Annotated in this window: 23 protein-coding genes; 19 read left to right on the forward strand and 4 right to left on the reverse strand. The window is 45.1% G+C overall.

The genetic code is table 11. The features are described 5' to 3' along the window. The first annotated feature begins 135 nt into the window (after window positions 1-135). The gene (locus FFM78_RS06680; protein ID WP_137637672.1) at window positions 136-588 is read left to right on the forward strand and encodes an NUDIX hydrolase; all 453 of its coding nucleotides are present in this window, start codon (window positions 136-138) and stop codon (window positions 586-588) included. On the opposite strand, the gene FFM78_RS06685 is transcribed toward FFM78_RS06680, so the two are convergent. Continuing rightward, window positions 585-1,931: an HD domain-containing protein gene (locus FFM78_RS06685; RefSeq protein WP_137637673.1), complete on the reverse strand. Its 1,347-nt coding sequence runs from the start codon at window positions 1,929-1,931 to the stop codon at window positions 585-587. The two genes, FFM78_RS06680 and FFM78_RS06685, sit on opposite strands and share 4 nt — an antisense overlap. 300 nt (window positions 1,932-2,231) lie before the next feature. Between FFM78_RS06685 and FFM78_RS06690 the strand changes: the two genes are divergently transcribed. The 7 genes from FFM78_RS06690 to FFM78_RS06720 all read left to right on the forward strand — a co-directional run bounded on the left by FFM78_RS06690 (window position 2,232) and on the right by FFM78_RS06720 (window position 9,792). Continuing rightward, window positions 2,232-2,678: a YwiB family protein gene (locus tag FFM78_RS06690; protein ID WP_137637674.1), complete on the forward strand. Its 447-nt coding sequence runs from the start codon at window positions 2,232-2,234 to the stop codon at window positions 2,676-2,678. 225 nt (window positions 2,679-2,903) lie between these two features. Next, entirely contained in the window at window positions 2,904-3,545 is a 642-nt protein-coding gene (gene rpoE, locus FFM78_RS06695) for a DNA-directed RNA polymerase subunit delta (protein WP_137637675.1), read from the forward strand. A 346-nt stretch (window positions 3,546-3,891) separates the two neighbouring features. Next, window positions 3,892-5,493: a CTP synthase gene (gene pyrG, locus FFM78_RS06700; protein ID WP_137637676.1), complete on the forward strand. Its 1,602-nt coding sequence runs from the start codon at window positions 3,892-3,894 to the stop codon at window positions 5,491-5,493. 325 nt (window positions 5,494-5,818) lie between these two features. Continuing rightward, window positions 5,819-7,108 carry a UDP-N-acetylglucosamine 1-carboxyvinyltransferase gene (murA, locus tag FFM78_RS06705; RefSeq protein WP_137637677.1) on the forward strand — a complete coding sequence of 430 codons (1,290 nt, stop codon included), beginning with the start codon at window positions 5,819-5,821 and terminating at the stop codon, window positions 7,106-7,108. A 98-nt stretch (window positions 7,109-7,206) separates the two neighbouring features. Then, window positions 7,207-8,499, forward strand: a complete 1,293-nt coding sequence (gene rho, locus FFM78_RS06710; protein WP_137637678.1) for a transcription termination factor Rho — start codon at window positions 7,207-7,209, stop codon at window positions 8,497-8,499. A 157-nt stretch (window positions 8,500-8,656) separates the two neighbouring features. Continuing rightward, complete coding sequence (locus FFM78_RS06715) at window positions 8,657-8,929, forward strand: type B 50S ribosomal protein L31 (protein ID WP_003677625.1); 273 nt, start codon at window positions 8,657-8,659, stop codon at window positions 8,927-8,929. 182 nt (window positions 8,930-9,111) lie between these two features. Then, on the forward strand, window positions 9,112-9,792 hold the full coding sequence (locus tag FFM78_RS06720) for a DUF2238 domain-containing protein (RefSeq protein WP_137637679.1): 681 nt from the start codon (window positions 9,112-9,114) through the stop codon (window positions 9,790-9,792). Between the two features lie 21 nt (window positions 9,793-9,813). Here FFM78_RS06720 and FFM78_RS06725 read toward each other — a convergent pair whose 3' ends face one another. Next, window positions 9,814-11,034 carry a multidrug efflux MFS transporter gene (locus tag FFM78_RS06725; RefSeq protein WP_137637680.1) on the reverse strand — a complete coding sequence of 407 codons (1,221 nt, stop codon included), beginning with the start codon at window positions 11,032-11,034 and terminating at the stop codon, window positions 9,814-9,816. Window positions 11,035-11,276: 242 nt separating this feature from the next. Between FFM78_RS06725 and FFM78_RS06730 the strand changes: the two genes are divergently transcribed. From FFM78_RS06730 to cshA, 5 genes are all read left to right on the forward strand, one after another. Next, window positions 11,277-11,837 (forward strand): LemA family protein, encoded by a 561-nt coding sequence (locus tag FFM78_RS06730; RefSeq protein WP_137637681.1) that lies wholly within the window; start codon window positions 11,277-11,279, stop codon window positions 11,835-11,837. 158 nt (window positions 11,838-11,995) lie between these two features. Further along, the gene (locus FFM78_RS06735) at window positions 11,996-12,769 is read left to right on the forward strand and encodes a hypothetical protein (RefSeq protein ID WP_137637682.1); all 774 of its coding nucleotides are present in this window, start codon (window positions 11,996-11,998) and stop codon (window positions 12,767-12,769) included. A 111-nt stretch (window positions 12,770-12,880) separates the two neighbouring features. After that, entirely contained in the window at window positions 12,881-13,957 is a 1,077-nt protein-coding gene (locus tag FFM78_RS06740; protein ID WP_137637683.1) for a D-alanine--D-alanine ligase family protein, read from the forward strand. A gap of 38 nt (window positions 13,958-13,995) precedes the next feature. Then, complete coding sequence (locus FFM78_RS06745; protein WP_137637684.1) at window positions 13,996-15,378, forward strand: UDP-N-acetylmuramoyl-tripeptide--D-alanyl-D-alanine ligase; 1,383 nt, start codon at window positions 13,996-13,998, stop codon at window positions 15,376-15,378. Window positions 15,379-15,785: 407 nt separating this feature from the next. Further along, on the forward strand, window positions 15,786-17,330 hold the full coding sequence (gene cshA, locus FFM78_RS06750) for a degradosome RNA helicase CshA (RefSeq protein ID WP_137637685.1): 1,545 nt from the start codon (window positions 15,786-15,788) through the stop codon (window positions 17,328-17,330). A gap of 239 nt (window positions 17,331-17,569) precedes the next feature. Here the strand turns inward: cshA and FFM78_RS06755 are convergent, their stop codons facing one another. Together FFM78_RS06755 and FFM78_RS06760 are read right to left on the reverse strand one after the other, a co-directional pair. Continuing rightward, window positions 17,570-18,148 carry a flavin reductase gene (locus tag FFM78_RS06755; protein WP_137637686.1) on the reverse strand — a complete coding sequence of 193 codons (579 nt, stop codon included), beginning with the start codon at window positions 18,146-18,148 and terminating at the stop codon, window positions 17,570-17,572. A gap of 102 nt (window positions 18,149-18,250) precedes the next feature. Then, window positions 18,251-19,294 carry a D-alanine--D-alanine ligase family protein gene (locus tag FFM78_RS06760; RefSeq protein WP_137637687.1) on the reverse strand — a complete coding sequence of 348 codons (1,044 nt, stop codon included), beginning with the start codon at window positions 19,292-19,294 and terminating at the stop codon, window positions 18,251-18,253. A 210-nt stretch (window positions 19,295-19,504) separates the two neighbouring features. Between FFM78_RS06760 and acpS the strand changes: the two genes are divergently transcribed. From acpS to FFM78_RS06790, 6 genes are all read left to right on the forward strand, one after another. After that, window positions 19,505-19,864 carry a holo-ACP synthase gene (gene acpS, locus FFM78_RS06765; protein ID WP_137637688.1) on the forward strand — a complete coding sequence of 120 codons (360 nt, stop codon included), beginning with the start codon at window positions 19,505-19,507 and terminating at the stop codon, window positions 19,862-19,864. After that, on the forward strand, window positions 19,864-20,994 hold the full coding sequence (alr, locus tag FFM78_RS06770) for an alanine racemase (protein ID WP_137637689.1): 1,131 nt from the start codon (window positions 19,864-19,866) through the stop codon (window positions 20,992-20,994). The genes acpS and alr overlap by 1 nt, the downstream gene beginning before the upstream one ends. Before the next feature lie 89 nt (window positions 20,995-21,083). Further along, on the forward strand, window positions 21,084-21,338 hold the full coding sequence (locus tag FFM78_RS06775) for a hypothetical protein (RefSeq protein WP_137637690.1): 255 nt from the start codon (window positions 21,084-21,086) through the stop codon (window positions 21,336-21,338). Between the two features lie 28 nt (window positions 21,339-21,366). Further along, window positions 21,367-21,723 carry a type II toxin-antitoxin system PemK/MazF family toxin gene (locus FFM78_RS06780; protein WP_137637691.1) on the forward strand — a complete coding sequence of 119 codons (357 nt, stop codon included), beginning with the start codon at window positions 21,367-21,369 and terminating at the stop codon, window positions 21,721-21,723. A 159-nt stretch (window positions 21,724-21,882) separates the two neighbouring features. After that, window positions 21,883-22,779 carry an ABC transporter ATP-binding protein gene (locus FFM78_RS06785; RefSeq protein WP_137637692.1) on the forward strand — a complete coding sequence of 299 codons (897 nt, stop codon included), beginning with the start codon at window positions 21,883-21,885 and terminating at the stop codon, window positions 22,777-22,779. Continuing rightward, a complete protein-coding gene (locus tag FFM78_RS06790) occupies window positions 22,772-24,073 on the forward strand; it encodes an ABC transporter permease (protein ID WP_137637693.1) in 1,302 nt (433 codons plus the stop codon). The genes FFM78_RS06785 and FFM78_RS06790 overlap by 8 nt, the downstream gene beginning before the upstream one ends. The last annotated feature ends 11 nt before the right edge of the window (window positions 24,074-24,084 follow it).

Here is a 24,084-nt window from a genome sequence, read left to right on the forward strand (position 1 = left end):
AAGTTGAATTCATTTTTCCACTGGCCACTCGGCAATGAGTCAGCTACAATATAGATAATTTCAACATTAGCCTTAAGTCAGGCTAGTGCGCCAAATCTGCACGCTTTTTTAAACACACGCTAGGAGGAATTAATTGTGGACGAAATTGTTTTTGGTGAACGCGATCCTAAGTTAACTTATAAAACGCGAATCGGTGCGTATGTGGTCGTGCCGGATGCCGCCAAGCAGCAAATTTTAGTCGTTGAGCCGCCTAACCATACCTTTTTGCTACCAGGTGGCGGCATTGAGCCTGGTGAATCTGATGTTGAAACGATTGCCCGTGAATTGATCGAAGAGGTCGGGGGCACTTTGCAGATCACCGCTTATTTGGGCCGAGCTAGTGAATATTTTTATTCCACTTGGCGCAAACAGGCCTATTATCATCCCGCCCATTTTTATGCCGGAACGGGTTTAGTCAAAACCCAAGCGCCACTGGAAGGTGATTTTAATCAGATCAAATGGCTACCGTTAGCTGAAGCCGCGCAAAAGCTAAAACGGCCAACACATCGGTGGGCGTTAGCGCAGTGGTGCCGGCAACAAGCGCTTTAAGGCACCAAAGTTCCGTTTAAAATATGACTTTGAAATGCTTGATAAGTTGAGGCGAATAGGTTGCCGGTGTTTTCGCGGGTCAACATTTCCTTAGGGAAGAAAAAGCGTTCATCCCCCGTCATTTTGCCGCTGATCGCCGCCACAATATCACTTAGCGTTGACAATTCGATCAAGCTGCCATCTGGTTGGCTGATCTCGATTTGCGTTTTGGGATTTGCGGCGTGCGGATCATAGGCATCGTAAGGCAGATCGTAGCTGTTATTGATCGCAGTATAATAGGTGGTATCATAGCCGACAGCGGCGATCAATTGGCGCATCTTGGGCAGCATGCTTTGCGTTTTTTCGGTGACACTCACGGATTTAAGCGGCCGCCGGTTTAAGAAGCGGCTGGCCAGATCACTTAGGATCGGGTCGTCGAAATCCTGCCACTGAATGAAGTAGGTGGTCAGCACCCCATCATCTAATTTAAGGTAATCAGCTAAAGTGAAGTCGTTTTCCAAAAATGGCAACAACAAATGGGGTACATTTTCGGCGGGGAGGGCGCCTTCTTCATACAACGTTTTCGCCCGCTGCAGTAAATGCTGTAGGATCATTTCCATTGAGCGGGAAACCGGATGAAAATAAACCTGTAAGTACATTTGGAAGCGGCTGAGAATGTAGTCTTCAACTGCGTGCATGCCGTCCATGGAAAAGGCGATCCCTTCCTTATACGGGCGCATAACCCGCAGAATTCGCGTTAGATCGAATTTACCATATTCAGTGCCGGTGTTGTAAGCATCGCGTAACAAATAATCCATCCGATCGGCGTCGATTTGGCTGGAGATCATTTGCACAACTTGGGGATTAGGGTAGTCGTGGGTGATCACACTGGCGACCTGCTCAGGGAAATCTGGGCTGACGCGTTGCAAAACGGCATTGACCTCGGTGGTTGGATCCGTTAAAACCGCAACGGTGATTTGTTCGTGATTGGTTTTGAAAATATGCTCAAAAGTATGCGAGTAGGGGCCATGACCGATATCGTGTAACAGAGCCGCACATAAGGCAACTAAACGTTCGTGGTCGTCCCATAAGCCGTCACCAGGCTTTTGCGTTGGAAAATTACGCTGAAAGTTATCACAGATCTGCCGGGCAATTTCGTACACGCCAACCGAATGACTGAAGCGACTGTGTTCAGCACCGTGAAAAGTAAATGAGGCCGTCCCTAATTGTTTGATGCGCCGTAAACGTTGAAATTCTTTGGTATTGATCAAGTCTAAAATAACTTGATGCTGCACGTGAATATAATTATGCACCGGGTCGCGCAAAACTTTTTCACGGGGTAAAATTTGATTACGATAATCCATAATAACTTCCTTTGATTGATTTTTTAAGGGCTGCGCGTTGCAATATTAACAAAGCGGCCACTAGTTAAGTACTTTCAGTAATTTTATAAAAGCTGCCTGTGAGCCGCACGTAAATCCGGCGTAGTTCCAGCTGTTCAGGAGCTCAATACTTTTGCACACACCGCCTTGCGCTGGTGTCTGATCACCTCATTATACCTTTTCCGTAAAGTCCCTGCGACTACTTGAAGTTGGATAGTACGCAGAAAGTGGCGGGACTGATATAATGAATCTATAGACTTTGAAAAAAGGTGGCAATAAATTATGGATCTTTCAACAAGCTTACCGATCATGATTCATTTAGAGACGGTGGTACAACAAGCTGGTGACTCGACACAGCATATTTTTGATGAACCTGGCCAGTTAGTGCAGGTGGGGCGGGCCCTCTATATTCGGTATAAAGAAACATCCGAAGACGACGGCACACCGATTCCGGTGACGATGAAGTTGGAGGCTGATGGCGATGTTAAACTCACGCGTGGTGAGCAAAAAGGTAACCAGCGGCTACAATTACATTTTAGTCGTAACACCCGCGTTATCGCCCGTTACCAAACGCCATATGGTGTGATCCCGATTGAAACGGTCACGCCGCGACTAGATATGCGGATCAAGGAACAGCCGGTTTCTGGAGAGATTTACATTGAATATCAATTGTTTGCTGGCAGCGATCATCTCGGCGATTATCAATTGCGACTTGTTTTTACGGCTTGATATTGCTTTTTCAAATTTGGCATAGTATGATGTAGGATAGACTGCAGAGCCGTGCTCCTTGCGGTGACCGCAACGGTTTGAGTGGGGGAAACGCAGTTGTGAACTTTGCAACTGCGTTCCTTAAACTGGCCACAAGAATGGCTACTGCCTGAAATAGCAGCACCTTATTGGTGGCCTTGAGCCGATAAACTAACATTAATAGCGGCGTGAAAGGACGTGTACCTGTTGGAACTCGACGTTTTTAAAGGACAGAAAAAAAACGAATTATCAATGATCGAAGTGGCACATGCGATCTTAGAACAAAAAGGGGATGTTTTACCTTTTGCCGACCTAGTCAATGCCATTCAAAAATATTTAGGTGAAAGTGATGAGGAAGTCCGTAATCGGCTGTCACAATTTTATACGGATCTAAATGTTGATGGTAGCTTTATTTCATTGGGTGAAAACGTGTGGGGTCTACGTTCGTGGTACCCATTCGATTCAGTAGATGAAGAAGTCAACCATCCAGAAGACGAAGAAGATCAACCACAGCGCAAGCGGCGCAAGAAGGTCAATGCCTTTTTAGCTGACGTCAGTGATGATGACGATGTGATCGACTATAACGATGATGATCCTGAAGACGATGACGATGATCTCGACGATGAAGAAGATTATGTTGACGACGATGACGATACCGGCGTTAGCGATCATACTGATCATGATCTGTTAGCCAACGTTGACGATGATAGCGATGATGCACCAGACGAAAGTTTGCCGGATGGTATTGAAGGTGAATTAGCTGAGTTTGATGATGATGATCTCGACGCGGACGATGACGATGACTTCGGTACCGCCACGGACGCAGATGATGATGACGATAAAGCTTAATTGCTTGTTCTTGAAATTGAATGCTTGACGCTTAAGTGATTTCCATGTATTATATTGCTTGGGCGCTTTACAAGTATTTGTAAAGCCAATGAACGGTTATGATAAGCTCCCTATTCTAAGGAATGGGGAGCTTATTTTTATTTTGAGAGTGTTTTGAAAGGCGCCTAGGTTATGGAGTTTAGCCTAGCTTACTGATAAGATACGCGTAGCGGATCGTTCAGCAAGCGTAGCTAGACGCAATAACCTGCCTTTCAAAACACGTTTACGTTGAATTTGCTATGAGCGAATGACAAAAACGTGGCCCACTCTCAGGTGTTCCCCCGAATAATATTGAAGGAGTTATGTTATGACCAAGTATATCTTTGTAACAGGCGGCGTTGTTTCATCACTAGGCAAAGGAATTATTGCGGCATCATTGGGACGGCTACTGAAAAACAGAGGTTTGAAAGTAACGATTCAAAAATTTGATCCTTATATCAACATTGATCCCGGCACAATGAATCCCTATCAACACGGGGAAGTCTTTGTGACCGACGATGGTGCAGAAACCGATCTTGATCTTGGTCACTATGAACGTTTTATTGATGAAGATTTAAATAAATACTCCAACGTTACGACAGGGAAAATTTATAGCGAAGTTTTACAAAAGGAACGGAATGGTGACTATCTCGGCGCTACCGTTCAAGTAATTCCGCACATCACGGATGCGCTGAAAGAAAAAATCATGCGCGCGGCGAAAACAACTGATTCCGACATTATCATTACGGAAATCGGCGGGACCGTCGGCGATATTGAATCGTTACCGTTTGTGGAAGCAATTCGCCAAATGAAGGCCGATGTTGGGCGGGATAATGTGTTATATATCCACGCTACTCTGATTCCTTATCTGCGTGCGGCTGGCGAAATGAAAACCAAGCCAACGCAGCATTCGGTTAAAGAATTGCGCGGCATGGGGATCCAACCTGATATTTTGGTTGTTCGTTCTGAAAAACCGATCACGCAAGATATGCGCAACAAAATTGCGCTATTCTGTGACGTTACACCAGAAGCCGTCATCGAATCCTTAGATGTTGATACGCTATACCAAATTCCAGTTAATTTACAAAAGCAGAAGATGGATGACATCGTGTTAGATCGGTTCAACATGAAAAATGTTCCGGCTGCTGATATGACGGAGTGGAATGGCCTGTTGCAAAAGGTTCGCAATTTGAAAGGCAAAACTAAGATCGCTTTAGTTGGTAAATACGTTGAATTACAAGATGCCTATATTTCGGTTACCGAAGCGTTGAAGCATGCCGGTTACTTCTACGATGTTGATGTGGAAATTGCTAAATTTAATTCCGAAAATGTTAACGACGCGAATGTGGCGGAATTGTTAGGCGATGCTGATGGGATCTTGGTTCCCGGCGGTTTTGGCGACCGGGGCCTTGAAGGTAAAATTACGGCCATCAAATACGCGCGGGAAAATAATGTGCCGTTCCTCGGTATTTGCTTAGGTATGCAAATGGCTTGTGTTGAATTTGCCCGCAACGTTGTCGGCTTGAAGGCTGCTGGTTCCACGGAAACCCAACCTGATATTGCGGATCCCATTATTGATTTAATGGCGGATCAAAATGCTAAGGAAAACTTAGGTGGGACTTTACGGTTAGGCCTATATCCTTGTGTGCTTAAAAAAGGTTCCGTGGCCGCTGCTGCGTATGATAACGTGCCTGAGATCCAAGAACGGCATCGGCACCGGTATGAATTTAACAACAAATACCGGGAACTTTTAGCTGCTAAAGGGTTAGTTTTCTCAGGTGTTTCTCCTGATAACCGGTTAGTTGAAGTAATCGAATTACCACAAAATGATTTCTTCGTGGCGGCGCAATATCATCCAGAATTTTTGTCCCGGCCAAGTCGGCCTGAAGGGTTATACAAAGCCTTTATCAAAACCGCTAGCCACAGCTAAGCTTTTTCCAAAATGAACTAAATAGCTTAAATTAGAGGGCTAGCGGCTGATTTAACTGCGGCCCTCTATTTTTGTCAGTTGACAGACGGCTTAAAATTCTGTTAATAAGCTTAAATAACAGATTACAGTAGATGACAAATATTAAGAATTGGTAAAATCATAAAACTGGTTTTACTGATTATTTTTCGGTATGGTTAGCCTAGATAAGCTTTGCGGCTGTAAAGAAATTGTTAGAAATTACTAACCAAAGCGGCTAAGGTATTGTATTTTTAGGTTACATTCTTTATCATTGAAATGATTATAATTGAAGTGAGGAAAGTAGCATATGAAGAAAATGAGGATCCAAGGTGGCAAACCGCTATCCGGTACGGTGACGATCGGCGGCGCAAAAAATAGTACCGTTGCGCTAATCCCCGCATCGATCTTAGCTGATACGCCGGTGACACTGGATGGGGTACCTGATATTCGGGATGTACATAATTTAATGTCGATCTTGGCATCGATGCACGTGACCTCAACGTTCACTGCGGATATCCTCAAGATCGACCCAACAAAAATTGTACCTACACCGCTGCCAAATGGGCGCATTAAAAGTTTGCGCGCTTCTTATTATTTTATGGGGGCTTTGTTGGGTAAGTTTGGTGAGGCAATTGTTGGCTTGCCTGGTGGTGATGATATTGGCCCGCGGCCGATCGACCAACACATTAAGGGCTTTGAAGCGTTAGGTGCGCAAGTTACCAACGAACACGGTGCGATGTACATCAAGGCACCAGCTGAAGGATTACACGGTGCGCGGATCTTTTTAGATATGGTTTCTGTTGGCGCAACAATCAATATTTTATTGGCTGCAGTTCGCGCAAAGGGGCGGACGATCATTGAAAATGCCGCTAAGGAACCGGAAATTATTGATCTAGCTACATTTTTAAATAACATGGGCGCGCAGATCCGTGGCGTTGGGACCGATATTATTCGGATCGACGGTGTGGATCGTTTAGAAGCGCATAATTCACATACGATCATCCCTGACCGTATCGAGGCCGGCACTTATTTAGCGATGGCGGCAGCGGTCGGCAATGGTGTTTTGGTCAAGAATATTATTCCGGAACATTTAGATGCCTTTCTGGCAAAAATGGAAGAAATGGGTGTCCAGCTGGATTATCATGAAGACAGCATTTACGTAAACCCTTCGGATCATTTGAAAATGGTCCAGATCAAAACCGCCGTTTATCCTGGTTTCGCTACGGATCTACAGCAGCCGATGACGCCGTTGTTGTTAAAAGCGCGGGGTGAAGGCTTGATCATTGATACGATCTACCCGAAACGGGTCAAGCATATTCCAGAGTTGATCCGGATGGGCGCTGATATCACCATTGAAAATGATGTGATCATTCTGCATCACGCTGACCAACTTTACGGCGCTGAGGTTTCGGCTGACGAAATTCGGGCTGGGGCGTGTTTAATGACGGCAGGGCTGATGGCGCAAGGTGAAACCGTGATCAGCAACGTGGAAAATATTTTGCGCGGATATGAACGGGTCGTTGATAAACTACGTGGTCTTGGTGCACAAGTTGAAATTGTGGATGATGTCGAGCAAATTTCGATCACATCCCGATAAAAATAGTAATGGAACGAAAGGTGACGGCTGCGCTGGTAAGCAAAAGCAGTGCTTTTCGTTCCGTTTTTTGTATTAATTTAAATGAACGGAGCAATTTAATGAGCGACTTTTTGACCATGGGCGAATTGGAAAATCAAACCCTGAAAGAAATTTATAAGTATGCGCGTGATTTCAAGATTCCTTATTACAGTCAAATGAACAAGAAAGAATTATCCTTGGCCGTGTTGCGGGCACAGGCTAAAAAGCAAGGTTTTGTTTCAATGGAAGGCGTTTTAGAGATCGTAGGCAGCGAAGGCTTCGGTTTTTTGCGGCCGATCAATTATGGTCCTTCCCAAGAAGATATTTATATTTCGGCTTCCCAGATCCGCCGTTTTGGCCTACGCACCGGCGATAAAGTGGTGGGGCGGGCGCGGCCACCTAAGCCGAGTGAACGTTACTATGGGTTGATGCACGTTGATACCGTTAATGGCAAGAATCCAGAAGAGGCGAAGCAGCGGCCGCATTTTCCTGCTTTGACCGCTTTATATCCGCGACAACAAATTCGCTTAGCCACCAGTGAACAACAACTGGCCACGCGTTTGATCGACATTTTTGCGCCGATCGGTTTCGGTCAGCGCGGGTTGATCGTGGCGCCACCTAAAGCCGGGAAAACCAGCTTACTTAAGGCCATCGCAGCCGGTATTGCCCAAAATTATCCGCAGGCGTATTTGATCGTCCTTTTAATTGACGAACGGCCGGAAGAAGTAACGGATATTGAGCGTTCAGTCAAAGGTGATGTGGTTTCTTCCACCTTTGATCAACAACCGGCCAACCATACGCGTGTGGCCGAATTGGTTTTAGAGCGGGCCGAACGCTTAGTTGAAGATAAGCAAGACGTGATCATATTACTGGATTCGATCACGCGCCTTACGCGTGCTTATAACTTAACGACACCGTCCAGCGGGCGTACCTTATCTGGCGGGCTTGATCCAGCTGCCTTTTATCGGCCGAAGCGTTTCTTTGGTGCGGCCCGTAACATCGAAGAAGGCGGTAGTTTGACTATTTTGGCCACAGCGCTGATTGATACGGGTAGCCGAATGGATGATGTGATCTATGAGGAATTCAAGGGAACCGGTAATTTGGAATTACATTTATCCCGGGAATTAGCTGAACGGCGGATCTTCCCGGCCTTGGACATTAAGCAATCTGGTACCCGTAAGGAAGAATTATTGTTGCCTAAGGCGGAATTAGAGGCCTTGTGGAAGCTTCGGCGTTCAATGACCGGCGATGCGCTAGATTACACGGAGCCGCTTTTACGCTTTATGCAACGCACATCTGACAATCACGCCTTCTTCCAAAATTTGAATAAATTGGATTTAAGAACAACACGAACAAAAAATTTTCATCACTAATTGCAAAATTAAGCGGCACATGGTACTATTTATTAGTTGTGTAACCAAATTATCTCTGTTTCGCAGGCTGGCTTAGGTTTAACTAGTTAGGCTGTTTCCGGCTAACGACGTTAACACGCTAATGTTAGTATGATTCAGGGCAAAGGAGCGAATAGTAATGAAAAAAGGAATCCATCCAGATTACCATCCCGTCGTTTTCCGTGACTCCCAGACAGGTTTCCAATTCTTGTCCGGCTCAACGAAAACATCTGACCAAACGGTTGAATGGGAAGACGGTAACACTTACCCATTAGTTTTAGTTGAAATCAGTTCCGACTCACATCCTTTCTACACCGGCAAGCAGAAGTTCACGCAAGCCGATGGTGCAGTTGATCGGTTCAACAAAAAATATGGTTTTACCGATGCCAATGCGGCACCTGCTAAAGACTAAGCAATTGCAATGGACGCCTGATGAAACTATGGTTTTGTCGGGGGTCTTATTTTTTTGCTTTAGAATAGGGTGGTTCACTAGCCAGATAAAGCAGTAACCCATCCGCTAGTTCTTGATTATGGTATAATCGATTCGCTTTCTAATATTTCCGGTGCAAAAATTGAATTACGAGGTGAGATTTAGTGAAAAAATGGCGTTTTTATAATTATTTGTTAGCCTTTATTTTGCTCTCAATGTTACTGTCGTTAACCTTGACGGTCGTTGCCGTATCGACAGTGCCCGTTACTGGACGCGGTAAGCAACTTTTTCTATTGTTGGAAATTATTCTCGGTGTGGTGATCTTATTGTTGCCCCAATGGATCGCGCGCTTAGGCCATTTTGAATTGCCAGAGATTTTATATGTGTTGTTCCTACTATTTATTTACGGTTCCGTTTACCTAGGCACAGTTTATCAGTTTTACGGTCGCGTTCCGTATTGGGACAAAATTTTACATGTCGGCAGCGCGATGTTACTGGGCTGTTTAGGCTACGCGCTGATCGGCGTGTTCTTCCGTGGCAAGCAGTTGACCCAATTATCGCCGCTATTTATGAGTATTTTTGCCTTTACCTTTGGCCTGTCGGTCGGCGTATTCTGGGAGTTTTATGAATTTACTTTTGACGGCTTATTAGGTCTAGATATGCAACGGTTCATGGTGCACGGGGTTTTATTGCAAGGACGAGCCGCATTAATGGATACCATGGGCGATCTGATCGCCGATGCGCTAGGGACTTTTGCGGTGGCAGCGCTAGGTTATATTGGGATCAGACGTGATGTTCATTGGTTAGATAAATTTATGTTTCGGAAAATCCCGCTAAAAAAATAATCGTCAGCTAATTGCCGACGATTATTTTTTTTGCTTAGAACGAAGGCCTTTGGTACTGCGCCAGACCCAAACAAAATTAACAAATTCTAAAGCGGCAGTGGTGAAAAACACGCCGTTGTAACCGAGAAAACCGGAAATACCGGAACCGATCAGTGGCCCAGAAACTTGGCCGACTGACTGGAAGGACTGATTGTAACTAAAGATTCGACCAGCCACAGTGTGCGGCGAGTATTTGGCTAGAATTGTCTGGACAGCCGGCAGTAGGGCCGCATCGGAAATTCCGACAAAAATCCGCAGCACGGCCAGCTGCCAAACGCTGGTCACAAAGCCTTGCGGCAAGTAAATCAGCGTGGCAAAAATCAGGCCTAATAACAAGATTCGTTGTGTCCCAATTCGATCACCAAGCTTACCGAATTGGGGTGCCGCAATTAAGGTGGCGATCCCAGGTAAAGCCGCAACGATCCCACTGATCAGCGGCACATTGCCGTGATTATGCATTAATTCGCGGACAAATAAACTAATGATCGGACTGATCGAGTTGTTGGCGGCCATAATGAACATGGTGGTGACAAACATCCCGATGATCAGGCTGGGATAAGGGAGTTGCTTAATGATTTCTTTTACCGGTTGCTGTTTACCTTTTTCAACTGGTTCCAGCGTTTCGTGAACGAAAAATAGGCATAAAACAAAGCCGGTGGCTAATAAGGCCGCCGTGATCAAAAAGGTGACGCGATAACCGAAGAAACCGGCGATGGTGCCACCAAGCAGCGGGCCGATCATTTGGCCCGTCACACTGCCCGTTGACAAAGTACCTAGTGCTTGGCCGCTTTTATTCCGCGGAGCCGAAGTGGCGATCAAGGCGTTGGCATTGCTGATAAAGCCGGAGACAACGCCTTGTAACGCGCGCAACGCAACTAATTGGTAAACGTTGGTCACAAAAGCCATGGCCCCCATAACGATTGCCATACCGGCGGAAGCCCGTAATAACATTAATTTGCGGCCTTTGCGATCGGCTAAGCGGCCCCACCAAGGTGAAACGATGGCGGTGACTAAGTAAGTAGCGGAGTAGGTGAGCCCGCTCCAAAAATTAAGTTGCATGTGGGAAAAATGGCCTAGTGTGTCGATATAAAGTGACATAAAAGGTAATACTAGACTAAAGCCCATACCCGCCATGAAACAGCCAAACCATAAAACATAAAGATTTTGTTGCCATTGCGGGCGTTTGTGCCGAACCGAGTTCAAGCGCTCACCTTCTTTCTGAAAAACAAGATAATTCTATGTTAGCACGATTCAATAAAAATAAAAGGATGACTATCCCACAATCAGTGCTAAGAACTTTTGTAAGCGTACCTATAGTCTGTAAGCGACTTAGACCAATCAGTAATTTACCGCGAAAAACTAGTAGCAACATCATAATTGACAAGTTGAATCGTATCTGTGACAATTAATGCAAATGAATCAGTTAAAAGAAAAGAGGGTTTGCGATGCTGTGGATTATTTTAATTGCGATTTTATTAGCGGCGGTGGTCGTGATTGGGTATATCGGCTTCTACAATGGTTTAGTGCGCAGTCGTAATTGGACCGATGAGGCTTGGAGTCAAATTGATGTTCAGATGAAGCGCCGGAATGATTTAATCCCTAATTTAGTGGAAACCGTTAAGGGCTACGCTAAGCATGAACAAAGTACTTTAGAGAATGTGATCACTAAGCGTAATCAGTTGGTGCAAGTTCCAAGTGATGATCATCAGCAGGCAATGGCGGTATCGAATCAGCTTACTGCTGGTTTAAAGGATATTTTTGCTTTGTCGGAAAGCTATCCGGACTTAAAAGCAAATCAGCAGTTCGGACAGCTTTTGGATGAATTGACCAATTCAGAAAATAAAATTGCTTACGCGCGGCAGTTATATAATTCAAGTGCCGTTAATTACAACAATAAGATCCAAACTTTCCCCGGCAATATTTTGGCGCCGGTGCATAATTTCCAAAAGATCAATTATTTGGAAACGCCGGAAGCCGAAAAGGCAACACCAAAAGTTTCATTTTAAATTTAAATGAAAGTTAACTGCGCTTGATATTTACGGCGCAGTTTTTATTTTTTTACAGCTATGTGTCAGTTAGGTGAATAATTGTTTTTTGGCTGGTTTTGCTTGCTTTTCGTAGTACAATAAAGTGAGTATTGGTTAAATTGATGTGGAGTGGGATCATGAGTGCGAATGTGGTATACGTCCATTTAGAGACGGTTTCTAATTTAATATTGTCCTATGGCATTAGTTTACAGGATTTTGCTGGTGCGTTACCGCGGGTGCCGCATCATTTATTACTGTTGACGCCAGTTGATCTGGATGATGATGTTGATCCCCACACTGGGTTCAACGTTATTTCGGGTGCGCCGGCGATTGCCTCATACTTGACCGATCCCCATTTGTTAACGCATAAGTGGATCGATTTTGCGCATGAACTATACCTAGAGCAGGTCACGCCGAACGAAGTCGCGCAGCTGCTCTATTTGGGGCATGCTTATACCCATTTGGAATCACCATTCTACTATAAGTTGCAAAACGATTACGTTTATTTGGATTTGCCTGATGGGACGGTTAAAACCTATTATCGGCATTTACCGCAATTTTACGCTGTTTTGAATCGCAGTCTAAAACGGCATTTACAAGAAAAATACCCGGATATGCGTTTCTTGTTTCGGCGGCGGTCACTGATCCAAGATATTGATCCCGTGATCTTGCAACAACTACAACCATTATTCATTGACGGGGCGCTATTTTCGTTTGAGGATATTGATAGCCGGCAGAAGGAGATCCATATTCCGATCCTTTATTTGAATAGTCGGTTTAAGTTAGTTAATGAGGACTGGCACAGTGCTGATCAAGAACGGGTGGCAGAATTGATCTACGACCATAGTATTCAAAAATGGCGGCTAAACGTGATCAACGAAGCTGCCTTCGCCAATTCAGGCTTACTTTGAAAATTAAAATTCAGTCAATAAAATTTAGAATTTGTAGATTAATGGCCTAAATCTAATGCACTAGGTCAGATGTGACGTCACTTTTTTCTACACTAAGAAAGCAGGGCGCGTATGCAGATTTACCTACTTTATGGCGGTCAAAATGCGGAACATGATTTATCGATCAATTCGGCGTTCGCAGTCATTCGCGCAATATATTTTAAATACTATTCCGTGTGCCCGATTTATATCACACAAACCGGTGAATGGTTACGCGGCGCAACTTTACATGAACCATTGAATAATGCTGCCGAATTACGGCTACTTGCTGGGGAGACGGCACATTTTACAGCTGAAGGCCCTTCGATCGGGGTTGCGGTACGTCCCGGGGATATGACCATTACTGATGCAGTCGTTTTTCCAGTGATGCACGGACAAAATGCCGAAGACGGTACGATTCAAGGCTTATTACAGTCGTTGGGTGTTCCGTATGTTGGTGATGGCGTTTTGGCCAGTGCGGTAGGGATGGACAAGATTGTTAGCAAAATGCTATTCCAGCAAACGGGCATTCCGCAAGTACCTTATGTACCAGTATTGAAGGCGCAGTGGCAAGAAGCTGCGGATAAAGTTTTGGCTCGTTGTGAAGGCTCGTTATTGTACCCGATGTACGTTAAACCTGCGAATCTTGGTTCTAGTTTAGGGGTCAGTCAAGTCAGTGATCGGGCCGAATTAATGGCGGCCATCGAACGAGCTTTCAGCTATGCTTCCCGAGTACTAGTCGAGCAGGGCGTGGTGGCTCGTGAAATTGAGCTTGGTCTGTTAGGCGATACGACTTTAAAATTTACGATGCCAGGTGAAGTGATCAAGCAAACTAACTTTGTTGACCACGGCGCTAAACAATCCCGTGGCCAATTGAAGTTAGAAATTCCGGCAGCGATCGCCACCGAAATAATCACCAAGATGCAGACGTATGCGCAACAAGCTTATGCCATCATGGATGGTTCGGGTTTAGCCCGTTGTGATTTCTTCCTAACGGCTAATGGTGATGTTTTCTTGAATGAGATCAATACCATGCCAATGTTCGATCAATACGCCATGTATCCGCAGCTCTGGCAGAAAATGGGACTAAATAGTGGTGATCTGATCGAAGAATTGATTCAATTAGCGTTGAAACGGTTTAAACGTCAACGTGCGCAACAGAATTTTTAAACCTTAAACTTTAAATGATAAGTAGGAGTTTTTAATTTATGAAAATGCAACTTGCAGAAATCGCCCAAGCGGTTGCCGCGGAAAATGATTATTCACGCTGGCAAGATTTAGAGGTCACCAGTATTGGTTTTGATTCTCGCCAGCTAACTGCCGGCGCCTTATTTGTTCCGTTGGTTGCCGCTAATGATGGTCACGATTATATTGGCAATGCCCAACAAAATGGTGCAGTAGCCGCGTTTTGGCAATTAGGCCATCCAGGCAAACCCACTGATTTTCCGATTTTAGAAGTGCGTGATCCACTGAAGGCCTTGCAACAGCTGGCCAAGTATTATTTAAATAAGCTTGACCCGCGGGTGATCGCTATTACGGGCAGTGATGGTAAAACGACTACCAAAGATATGACGGCCGCAATTTTAGCACCTCACACCAACGTTGTTAAAACGCACGGTAACTTTAATAATGAAATTGGGGTACCGGTTACGATTTTAAATATGAGTGCTAACACGGAAACTCTGGTGTTGGAAATGGGGATGGATCGTCCCGGCCAACTCGATTTTCTTAGCCGGCTGGTGGCGCCTGACATTGCGGTGATTACAATGATCGGTGAAGCTCACATTGAATTTTTTGGCACGCGGGCTAAAATAGCCGACGCTAAAATGGAGATCACCCACGGCCTCAAGGAAGATGGCGTTTTGATCTATAACGGTGACGAGCCACTACTGCGCAGTCGGACAAAAGATTTGGCCCAGCGCACTAAAACTTTTGGTCAGGAACCCAGCAACGACCTTTACCCAACTGCGGTGACTGCCGGCAGTAAACAGATCGACTTTACATTAAACCAATTTCCGGAGACCAACTTTCATTTGCCATTGTTAGGCACTTATAATGTGAACAATGCGATGGCTGCGATCACTATTGGCACTATTTTTCAGATCCAACCGCAGCGGATGCAAACTGCTTTAGCTGAATTACAGCTCACCAAAAATCGGACGGAATGGGTCACAGGGGCACAAGGTGAACAAATTTTAAGTGACGTTTATAACGCCAACCCAACGGCAATGATGGCTGTTTTGCGGGCTTTTGCCGCAGTGCCAGTCACCGGCCGGCGGATCGCGGTTTTAGGTGATATGTTGGAACTCGGTGAGCAAGCACCAGCACTTCACGCTGAAGTGGCGCAGGCGTTGGATCCGGCGACAATTGATGCCGTTTATTTATTGGGTTCGCATATGCAGGCTTTGGCTGATGCGTTGGCTAAAAAGCCGGATTTTGCGGGACGTATTCATTATTATCCACTGAATAAGAAGCTGACGATGATCACTGACCTGTTGGCCACGATCACGGCGACGGATGCGGTGTTGTTAAAGGCCAGTAACGGGCTGCACCTCGATGAAGTGCTCCACGCTTTACAGGCCACCGCTTAGTTGACAATATTAGATCATAGCCGAACTAAAAGTCGCTAACCCGGATTTAGGGACTACTTAAAGAATTGCGCCACACAAAAATAGCGCGTTAAAATGATTTAAAAAAATAAACCAAAGGTCATAACCAGCATTAGGACTTATTTAAGTTAGGCTTCAAAATAAGTCCAATGATCTTGTTATGATCCTTTTTAGTTGCTGGTTCTCATTGTAAATGGGGGTCACTGATGTAGCGAATATCAGAACGGTTTCATGAAAATCAATTGTTGCAAAAATTTGTTTTTAGTGGGTATTCATGATAACATAGTAAAGATGCAAATTTGAAAGCATCAAAAGTTTTTGCAAGGCAGACGCGAATGGGATCGGGAACTGTTTTGCAAATCGTTTAACAGACCCGAGGAGGAAACTATTTGAAATTTACAGATTTAGGTTTAGATCCAGAGTTACTAAAAGCAATTAAACGCCAAGGCTTCGAGGAAGCAACCCCAATTCAATCGGAAACGATTCCGTTGGCATTAAGTGGCGTCGACGTTATCGGCCAGGCCCAAACTGGTACCGGTAAAACTGCTGCTTTTGGCTTGGCGATCTTACAGAGAATTGATCTCGAAAATCCTAACGTACAAGCATTGATTATTTCACCAACCCGCGAATTAGCTGTCCAAACCCAAGAAGAACTTTACCGCTTAGGTCAGGACAAACACGCCAAGGTTCAGGCCGTTTATGGCGGTGCTGATATTGGTCGGCAGATTCGCTCATTAAAAGATCATCCCCAAATCATCGTCGGTACACCTGGTCGCTTACAAGATCACATCAACCGGCGGACAATTCGTTTAGACCACGTGCAAACGTTGGTTTTAGATGAAGCTGACGAAATGCTAGATATGGGTTTCTTGGAAGACATTGAAAAGATTGTCCAACAAGTACCCGAAACACGGCAAACATTATTATTCTCCGCAACGATTCCGGCCGCAATTCGTAAAATTGCTGACCGTTTCATGCACGATCCCAAAATGGTTCAAATTAAAGCTAAAGAATTAACGGCTGACTTATTGGATCAATATTTTGTTCAGACAAAAGAGTTTGAAAAGTTTGATGTTATGACCCGGTTGTTTGACGTTCAACAGCCAGAATTGACGATCGTCTTTGGCCGGACTAAACGGCGCGTTGACGAATTATCTAAAGGATTACGTGCCCGGGGCTACAACGCTGAAGGTATTCATGGCGACTTGTCGCAACAAAAACGGATGAGCGTTTTACGGTCATTTAAGGCTGGTCGTTTGGATATTTTAGTGGCTACCGATGTTGCTGCGCGGGGCTTGGATATTTCCGGGGTTACCCATGTTTATAACTATGATGTTCCCCAAGATCCAGATAGTTATGTTCATCGGGTTGGCCGGACGGCTCGTGCTGGCCACAAAGGCACTTCGATCACTTTCGTAACACCTAACGAAATGGGTTACTTACGGACGATCGAAAAATTAACTCGCCTGAAGATGCAACCATTGAAGGCACCAACGGCTAAAGAAGCCCTCCAAGGTCAGTTGTCTTCTGCAGTTGAAACGATCCATGAACTGATCGACGATAAAGATTTGACTGGCTATGAAGCCCAGGGTGAAAAGTTATTAGATGACTACACACCATTGCAATTAGCTGCAGCTTTGTTAAAAGCAACTGCTAAGGACGATGCTTCCGAAGTACCAGTTAAAATCACACCGGAACGGCCGTTACCTCGCCGTGGCGGTGGTCATAGCGGCAATGGTCGCCGTAGTGGTGGCTACCGTGGCGGTCATCGCAATAATGATCGTGATCGGCGTGGCGGCAACAGCAGCCATAATGGTGGCGGCCGCAGTGCTGGTGGTCACAGTAAATCACGCGACAATCGTTATGATCGTAAAAAACGGTTCGATAAAAAAGATGGCGGCAAACGTAATTACACGATCCATACACACGCTTAACCAGTGTGCTAGTTCGTAAATTAAATGATTGCTAAACAAAAAACCAGTAAAAACAGGTAAATCTGCTTTTACTGGTTTTTTTGCGTACAATTTGGGCTATTTCGAGTTACGCAAGGAAATTACCGGTTGCCCACCTAATTCTGACACATGCCAACGCGGTCGAATATAAGCTAAGTCACAGAAAAGAACTGGCAGTATGCCGTCATTTTTTTGTGCGTACAGCTTGTGCACCGTTATTGCTAGTCAGGCGTCCTTTTCTTGTTCTTTTGCCGGGCCTGTTTAAGGTAGGCGCCATTAGCAGTAGTAGTTTCGGTGACAAAGCGGTATAGTCGCCTGTGGTCATCGCCGACGTACAAAACTGGTTGGAGGCGGGCGGGCTGAAATTTGCCGGCCTGGATCAAGTGGTCATTTGCCCAACGTTGCTGAATATGTCCGGTGAAGTTAGTGTAGTCACCAACTACTGTGATCGTGTCGATTTTGACCAGTAAATTGATTTGCGCCTGTTCCAAAAGGGGAATTTTAGTGTTAGCCGCAAAATGATAGGCAATGGCCGTGCTTAATTTTGCTTGGCGATGATGGAAACCTGCCTGTTCGACGAGCAGCATGTCAGCCGCGCCCAGCACATTGAGTGAACATTGGCGGTAATGCGTGATTTGCTGCGCCGCATTGGTGTCGCTGGCGAGGCCAAAAACTAGCATGTTACCTAAGGAATACGATGAACTGCAGGTCGTCAAATTGGCGCCAAATTGCTGATCAGCGTAACCGAGAATGAAAATTGGAAAACCGTAATAAAGTTTGTTGGTTGTTAAAGCTTGCATTTTCTCACCCCATTTGTTGTGAGTATAGCAAGCAAATCGGGACAGTACAAGCTAAAAAAAGCCCAGTTCGCAGTAGTTGCGAATTAGGCTTTTTAGCATAAGTTATTCGGCCGCATAAAGGGCCAGTTTACCTTCTACGATCTGTTCACATAGGTCGGGATAGCTGATACCAGCTGCCGTAGCTTCTTGTGGTAGTAAGGACAGTGGCGTCATCCCAGGCAGTGAATTACCTTCGATCACATAGATACCATCGTCATTCCAGAAAAAGTCGATGCGGCCGTAGTTGGTCAAGCCGAGGACGTCCATTGTTTGGATCGCAATGGTTTTCATCTCGGCGTGAACATCGTCAGGAATAGCGGCCGGTGTTTTAAATGTTGTCTGATTTTCTTGAAATTTATGTTCAAAATCGTACCAACCATCATTGACGATAATTTCAATTGCCGGCATAGCCACACCATTAACCACGCCCATTGAGAATTCACGGCCGTTGATATATTCTTCGATCACCACTTCGTCATCAAACTGAAAGGCATCCGGTAAAGCCGCTTCTAATTCGGCTTGATCATTGGCGATCTGCATACCGATGCTAGAGCCACCATTTGATGGTTTAACCACAACAGGAAAGCCGAAAGTTGGGTGGGGCGCAGCTTGCCCCTTTTTAACCGCAATGTAACCGGCGGTTTTAATGCGATTGTGCAGTAATAATTCTTTAGATATTTTCTTGTCCATGGTGACACCAGATGCTAATGAACCGCTACCGGTATAACGAATGCCAAAAAGGTCAAAGGCCGCTTGGACCTTACCATTTTCACCGTCTTCGCCATGCAAACCGAGAAAAACGATGTCCGCAGCAGCACAAATTTCAAGTACGTTTTGACCAAACAGACCTTTGGTGCCATCTGTGCGTAAAGCGTCGATGGCTTCGTTAGTTAAAATTTCGTCGCTAATGGCATAGTTTGTCGTCGTTGCATCCCGTTGGAAAACCTCATCAACGGTTTTGACGTCACTTAACTTATCGCCTAAGAACAGGTCGATCAAAACGGCTGCGTGACCTTTTTCGCGTAGCGCGTTAGTGATTTTAGCGCCGGATGATAGGGAAACATTTCGTTCAGGGCTACGTCCGCCCGCGAGTATAACAATCTTCATAAATTAAGCCTCCGTATTATATTGAACCTAAAGTTTACCACAAAATCGCCTTAACCGGTAGTTGGAAGCGCTTAAAAAATAAGAAAACTTTTCAAAATGACCACCGCTAGATAAATTTAGCGACAAGTTTATGCAGTTGCCGGCAAAATTTGCTAGAATGTAAAAGTAGTTTATTTTTTAAAATTAGAACTTGATGAGGAGCGCTGACGGTTGATTTTTGGACTGGGTGTTGATATAACAGATATTGCGCGTATTCAAGCAGCACAGACTAAAAATTCGCAATTTAAAGCGCGCGTATTGACTGCTGCGGAATTAGCAATCTATGCAGATTTGTCGCCTAAAAGGCAGGCTGAATATTTAACGGGCCGTTTTTCGGTTAAGGAATCTTTTGGCAAAGCGTTAGGCACCGGCTTAGGCCAAGTTAGTTTTCTTGATATTGAAGTGCTCGATGATGAATTAGGCAAGCCAGTTGTAACGAAGAATCCGTTCGCTGGCCGGGCATTAGTTTCGCTTTCGCACACTGATACTTTGGTGATGTCGGAAGTTATTTTGGAAAGAGGGACCGCTTAATGGTAAGTGGATTACATCGGCCGACGCAATTAGTGATCGATCGGCAAGCAATTAAAGCTAATATTCAACAAGAATTGAAAACACTGCCGCAGGCGACAGCTTTGTGGGCAGTGGTTAAAGCTAATGGCTATGGTCACGGGATGGTTGAAGTAGCGACAACCGCTAAGCACGCTGGGGCAACTGGCTTTTGTGTTGCTATTTTGGATGAAGCGTTAGGACTGCGGCAAGCGGGTTTCACGGAGCCAATTTTAGTATTGGGAATCACCAGTCCGGCTTACGCTAAATTGGCAGCAGCAGCGCATATTTCGTTATCTGTGGGGTCACAAGATTGGTTAGCGGCAGCTTTGCCGGTGCTCCAAGCTGGACAACTGACGGCTAGTTTGGCGATTCATTTTGCAGTGGATAGCGGGATGGGCCGCATCGGTTTTCGCGATGCGCCGGCCTTACAACAAGCAGATACATTTTTACGGCAACACGCCGAATTTAATTTGGAAGGCCTGTTTACGCATTTTGCCACTGCCGATGAACAGGATACAACTTACTTTAAGCAGCAAGTTGCTAGTTTCCAACAGATGCGGCAAGCATTAGCAGTTGAACCGCGCTATGTGCATGTTTCTAACTCCGCCACTAGCTTATGGCACGCGGCTTGTAATGGTAATATGATACGCTTTGGTGTGGCGCTATACGGGCTTAATCCATCCGGGGCGGCACTGCAGCCGCCCTATCCGTTGCAACCAGCCCTAAGTTTTGAATCGGAATTAGTTTTTGTTAAGCAAATTCAAGCTGGTGCTGCGGTCAGTTATGGTGCCACCTATCACGCTAAACAAACGGAGTGGGTCGGGACTTTGCCAGTTGGTTATGCTGATGGTTGGCAGCGGCGGCTACAGGGTTTTCATGTTTTAGTTGCCGGTCAATACTGCGAGATCATTGGCCGAATTTGTATGGATCAATTGATGATTCGGTTACCTAAACAATTGCCGGTGGGAACTAAAGCGACTTTAGTTGGCGAAAATGGTGGCCAAACGATCAGTTTACAAGATGTTGCCGCATATGCGCAGACGATCCATTATGAAATTGCTTGTAACTTAACTGAGCGGGTACCGCGGATCTATTTACCAGAAAAAGCTTAGCTTGTGAATTTACCTTTTCATTCACAAGCTTGCGTGGTACTATAATGGAGATAATATCTTGCACTAATGGGCTTTTGGGGGTCATCAACATGGAACTAAAAATAAAACAGCAGTTGGCGGTTGATCAGGATCAAGCGTTACGCAATAAAGTTAACGTTTTTTGTGATTATTATGGGATCAACGAAACGAAGTTAGATCATGATGACATGCTGGCTTTTTTGGCTAAGCATCAAGCCAAATTAGATTCCCTTGCGCATGGTTACGCGGAAATGGCTTCTTTGAATACAGAAATTTGTGCGGAGTTTTGTAATTGTGAAGAAGAGGCTGCAGCACGTATCCGTTAGTGTAACGGTATCAGTTAGGGGGTGCTGATTGGAGCTAGTTGTTAAGCGCGGTGATATCTTTTTCGCTGATCTTTCACCGGTAGTGGGTTCGGAGCAGGGGGGTATGCGCCCTGTTTTGGTGATCCAAAATAATATTGGTAACCATTACAGCCCGACGGTGATCGTCGCGGCGATCACTGCGAAAATTCAGAAACCAAAAATGCCGACGCACGTTGGTATTAAGGCGCGACAAACGGGAATCGAAAAAGATTCCGTCATTTTATTAGAACAGATTCGGACAATTGATAAGCAACGGTTACGCGATAAAGTTACCCACCTAAGCGATGAGGTGATGACGCATGTTGATGAAGCGTTGGCTGTTAGTGTTGCTCTAAAAAACCTTTAATACTTAGTGGTGATCACTGCGTTGATTGCTGCAGATCAGAACTAACTTACTTAAAGAGGACCCCAGTGGCAGAATTGCTGCGGGATCTTTTTTTATTGGTTGTGTTAGCGCTTACGCTACGGTATTCTAAAGTTATTTAAAATAATGGAGGCGAAATGATTGCTTGAGCTTAGCGATTTAGTGAAAACGTTTGGCAATATGACGGCAGTAGATCATGAAAGTTTTAAAGTAGCAGATGGCCAGATCTTAGGTTTGATCGGCCAAAACGGGGCTGGTAAAACCACCACCTTTCGGATGATTTTAAATTTTCTGACTCCAGATACAGGAACCATTTTATGGAATGGTCAACCGTTGACCCGTCACGATTATAATGAGATCGGTTATCTACCTGAGGAGCGGGGTTTATACCCTAAAATGACGATCGAACAGCAGATCGTTTATTTTGCTGAATTACGCGGTAAAAAAGCGCGGGTGATCAAACCGCAAATTGACGGTTGGTTGGATCGCTTTCAAGTTAAAGGTAAAAAAACGGATAAAATCAGGGACTTGTCTAAAGGCAATCAGCAAAAAGTGCAATTGATCGCAACGATGATCCACCAACCTAAATTAATGATTTTGGATGAACCTTTTAGTGGCCTAGATCCGGTTAATGCAAGCTTGTTAGAAGCTGGTATTTTGGAAATGAAACGTCAGGGTAGCGCGATTATTTTTTCAAGTCACGATATGGCAAACGTGGCGGCGATCAGTGATCATTTAGTTATGCTGCGGGGTGGGCAAGTGGTATTAAATGGGGAAGTTGCTGCGATCCGCAATCACTTCGGGCGAACCAAATTATTTCTGCAGTCGCGGTTGACTGCAGCTGAGTTACATCAATTTACAGGCGTTAAGAAAATTGTGCAGCATGGTGAACGATTTGAATTGACCTTGGCTGATCCAGCAGTGGGTCAGGTGATCTTTACTGCCGCAACTAAAGACGGTTATATTCCGGAATTTAGTCAGCAACCACCGAGTTTAGACGAAATTTTCCGAATGAAGGCAGGTGTTAGCAATGACTAAGTTTTGGGTAGTGACCCGGCAAGTTTATTTGAAAAATTTACGCAGCGGCACTTTTTTGTGGATGGTTCTTTCACCTCTAGTGATCGCGCTGATCGGGGGGATCATTGGCTATTTCTTTGCAACGGGCCAAGAAACGCCTAAGATCGCCGTGATCAGTGATCGAACTGCCTATCAAATCGTGACGCCGACAAAAAAAGCGGCTAATGGGGTTCAGGTCAATCTCAATGATCCCAGCAATAAGAAATACCAAGTCGATCGCAAAATAACCACGTTAACGGCGGCCAAAAAGGCCTTGCGTCAGGAAAAAATCGCAGGTTACTTGACCTTAAAGCAGGCCCAGCAACGCTTAACGGCGACCTACGTCAGTCGTGATAATAGCCCCCAGTTGGACACTAAAGTGCTCAGTGAAGTTTTGACCAACCAGCATATGCTGGTAACGGCAACACAGTTGCAACTGTCACAGGCCGAGCTGACCCGTTTATTACAGCCAGTCACCGTCCAACACCGCACAGTCAGTTTTACTCAAGGTAAGCAAGAAAACCGTTCTAACGCGCAGCAAGCAGCCAATGGTAGCTTAGCAATGGCGATCACGGTGATCATTTTATTGTTCATCATGAGTTATGCGGGGATGATCGCACAAGAAATTGGTGCAGAAAAAGGCTCACGAATTATGGAGATCGTTCTTTCCAGTGTTAGTGCGACGACCCAATTTTTTGGTAAAATTAGCGGTATGCTTGGCTTGGTGATCACCCAACTGTTGATTTATGGTGTTTTTGGTGCAGTTGGCTACATTTTCGTCCACCACTATGCTTTTGCGCAAGCCTTTTTGAACCAACTTGATCTACAACAGTTATTCTCTGGGCCGATCCTCTTCACGATTTTATTTGCCTTTTTGGCGATTTGTTTGTACACCGTGTTAGCGGCCATGTTGGCGTCATTAGTTTCACGTCAAGAACAGATCCAACAGGCGATCACGCCGCTGACCGCGTTAGGTTTTCTAGGCTATATGGGCGGCTTTTTGGCGATGGGCAATAATAATTCGCCGGTGGTAGCCATCAGCTCGTATATTCCCTTTGTTTCGCAAAACGTTATGACTGTCCGTTACGCGATGGGCAATGTTACTGCAGGACCAGCCTATTTGAGCTTAGGAATCACTTTAGTCACGCTGATCGGGTTTACTTTTTTAGCGTTGCAATTATATCGGGCCAATGTTTTAGTCTATTCCGATGCAGGAGTCTTCAAATCGTTGCGCAAATCAATTCGCATCTTGATCGCAGAGCGGCATTCAAAATAGAAAATAAGGCG

Origin of the sequence: Loigolactobacillus binensis (assembly GCF_005405165.1) — a bacterium.
Taxonomy (GTDB): domain Bacteria; phylum Bacillota; class Bacilli; order Lactobacillales; family Lactobacillaceae; genus Loigolactobacillus; species Loigolactobacillus binensis.